The following is a 3,390-nucleotide window of genomic DNA, read 5'->3' as shown; positions in this document are numbered from 1 at the left end:
GATTAAAGATGTGCCAAAAAATGTAACAATTAAGTTTGATGCTGATCATTTTGTACCGAGAACATTATATAGATCAAAGGATTTATTTCGATAATAATAAGAGCCTTGTTTTTACAGGGCTTTTAAGTTAATATTGGAAATTTAATAAAATATCAACAATTAAGAAGGTTGTTTGGAAAAGAAGATAAAACCATGACAGATTTTATAAAAAAACTAGAAAAAGAGTTTGATACTCAAATTATACATTCCAACGAACATATCTGGGAAAATTATTATGAGATGGATAAAGATGGGAATATTAAAACATTATATTTAAATGAGGTTGATTTAAAGGATATCGATGTATTATTACCAATAGCAGACAGTCTTGTTAAATTAGCCGTTCCATATTGTAATGTGGAAATGTTACGTCCATTAAATGCTTTTTCACGGTTAGAAACATTAGATCTAACCGGCAATGAATTACCGGAAAAATCATTTAGGTATTTAGGAGATTTAAAAAGTCTGAAAAATTTGGATTTGGGAGCAACTGAACTTAAAGACACTTCTTTGTTGGGCGATTTAATTAATTTGGAAATATTATATATCAGTTGCAATCCGTATCTCGAAGTAAACGGTTTAGAACATTTAAAATTCTTACAGCGGTTAGATGTAAGCCTTACCGAAATTGATCATATAAAAAATATAAAGGTTAGTGAAAATATCCGCTCTTTAAATATTGGAGAAACTAATATTAAAAGAATAACTGATCTGGAGCGTTTTCCCTATTTGGAAGAATTGAGAATAAATGGAAGCCGGGTAGGCAAAATTGAAGGTTTGGATGCCTTACAGAATCTCAAACAACTTCTCATTTCGGCAAATCATGTAGAAGAAATTGAAGGCTTAGAAGGTTTAAAAAATTTAGAAATATTAGACTTAAGTTCTAATGAAATTTCAAAAATCAAAGGATTGGATAATCTGAAAAATTTAAAAAAATTAAATTTAAGTGAAAATAAGATTACTAAAGTTGAGAATTTAGATCATCTTATTAATCTGGAGTTTTTAACTTTCGAGATCAATAAAATTAAAGAGTTTGATGCTTCTTTTTTATCTAATTTGGTTTCCGAATGTTTTGTTTCTCTATGTTTTACAGGAGATTATATCAAAGAGATTAAAGATGTTCCAAAAAATGTTACCATCAAATTTGAGGCGGATCATTTTGTACCAAGAGTATTTCCTATGTCAAATGATTTGTTTCGATAATAAAAGAAACTGTCTCAAAAATGAGGCAGTTTCTTTTTTTACACCCGAGTTTTTCATTTCTAATTTTTCTTCTTTTTATTTTTTGATAGCTCGATAAAAGTTTTCATGTTCGTTTTCCTTTCGGATACTTTTTCATCTATTAATATGAGCGTCTTATTTTTTCTTTTGAAAAAACAGTAAAATTTCCCACCGTCAAATAAAAGATTCTTAAGCTATACAAAATTTACGACTTACTGCAACTACAGAATGCAGGAGGCTAAAAACTTTAATAAGAAGAAAAAAATAAGGAATTTTGAACCCTCAAGTACAGATACTATTGGATCCAAATCAGCTGTGCTAAAAACTTAGAAAAGTTAAAAAATTAAGTATGGAAAAAAATGAATCAACAACAAAAGAAATTCTAAAATTCTATTTTGAGACCGGAAAGAAACCTACCGAAGCCCAGTTCTCAGAATTTTTAGATTCTTACTGGCATAAAAAGGAAAGTATTCCTAAAGAAAAAATCGAAGGGTTAGAAAATCTGTCGTTAGACTTTGATCTTCTGTGGTCACCTACCAGCAAAAAATTGTCATTAACAGATGCTCAGGGAAATGTATTGTCGGAAATTTCTTTGCAGTCTCTGGATAATGAAGGGACAGATTTAAGATATAATACGGCTACAGCCTCATTAGAACTTTATAATGCGGACAATGAGCTTTTAGACAGTATTCCTGTCGCCGATTTTGTGAATAATGTAGGTACGCAACTGGCTTTAAATTCCAACATTTTACAGTTAAAAGACAGCAAAGGAAACGTACTGTCGAATGTGATGTTTGCAGTTTCCAATATCTCAGGATTGCAGACGGTATTGGATACGAAAGCAGAAAAAACCGTAGCTGTTAATACTGTTTCTCCGTTACAGGGAGGTGGTAATTTGTCGTCTGACAGAACATTAAGCATATCTCAATCTAATACAAATACTTCAGGTTATCTGAGTAATACAGACTGGAATACATTTAATAATAAATTTGATAAACCTTCCATGGGAGCGAATTATCTCGGAAGATGGAACGGCTCAACATTTATTAACAGCCTATTACAGGATAACGGAACCAGTTCGGGAATTGGAAGCAATAACTACAATAATATTATCTGGTCTGTTGATTCTTCTTCTAAAGCAGCGCTTATCGCTCCAAGAATGACTCAGGCTCAAAGGCTTGCTATTTCTTTAGGAACTATTCAGGCGGGAGCTATTGTTTATCAGACTGATGGCACAGCCGGATATTATCTCTGGAACGGAAGTTCATGGGGAACTTTGGGAAGTAATATTGCTACCGCAGATCTCACCAATACTCAGGCAAGAACTTTCACTCAGAATGCGGATTTTACATGGAATACTTTAGGAAATGCTTATTTTTTGAAAGGACTGAAGGATGTAGGCAGTGATTACAAAGACCATCCTAAAGTTTTAAGAATAGACTCAAATACAAAACAGGTTGTAGAAGGTGATGCTCTGGTTGTAACCATACCGGATACTTTACCTAACCCTGTTACACCAACATCACAAACTTTAAATATAGTTCACACTTATACAAACAGTCCTACCGCATTAGATACCAATGTAAAGGATTTAAATGAATTTATTATGAATATAGGGAATTTACAATTTACACATTTAACGGTAGAAGATTGGAATTTAATTAATGCTTCTAATAATACTGCATCAAGTCTATCTGCGAATGGTGGAATAGTTCTAAAAACAAACAATAGTAATTTTAGTACATTTTCGACAGATGAAATAATGGCTTGTGCTTATCCTAATTTGATTTTACCATCTAATAAAAACTGGGTTTTTGCTATAGGTGGTAGCGTTGGAAATGAAACATATGAAGGGAATAGAGGAACAATAGGTATAGCTTCTTCCGATGCGACTTCCAATATAGGTATTATTGACAGTTTCATATCCTATTTTACTACAGGAGTCAACTGGAATGGCTACTATAATTCAATAAATTTCACTCCATTAGCTTATAATCAGAATTATAATACAATTTCAAAAAGTGTAAATAATACAATTATTTTTACAAAGGTAGGGAACATACTAAATATTACTGTTAGAAGTGGTAGCGATGTCAAGACAATGAATACAGATATTACTGGAGTAGGGAC

The 3,390-nt window shown here is 31.9% G+C and carries 1 protein-coding gene and 1 pseudogene; both read left to right on the top strand.

The genetic code is table 11. The features are described from left to right. Window positions 1–168 precede the first annotated feature (168 nt). On the top strand, window positions 169–1,242 hold the full coding sequence (locus tag DD829_RS15265) for a leucine-rich repeat domain-containing protein (RefSeq protein WP_123906881.1): 1,074 nt from the start codon (window positions 169–171) through the stop codon (window positions 1,240–1,242). Window positions 1,243–1,609: 367 nt separating this feature from the next. Then, window positions 1,610–3,390: pseudogene (locus tag DD829_RS15260) on the top strand (hypothetical protein); the annotation flags it as partial.

The sequence above is a fragment of the Chryseobacterium sp. HMWF035 genome (assembly GCF_003094695.1).
In the GTDB taxonomy this organism is placed as follows: domain Bacteria; phylum Bacteroidota; class Bacteroidia; order Flavobacteriales; family Weeksellaceae; genus Chryseobacterium; species Chryseobacterium gambrini.
Note: the sequence above shows the minus strand (reverse complement) of the source record. Positions and strands in the feature narration are given on the sequence as shown.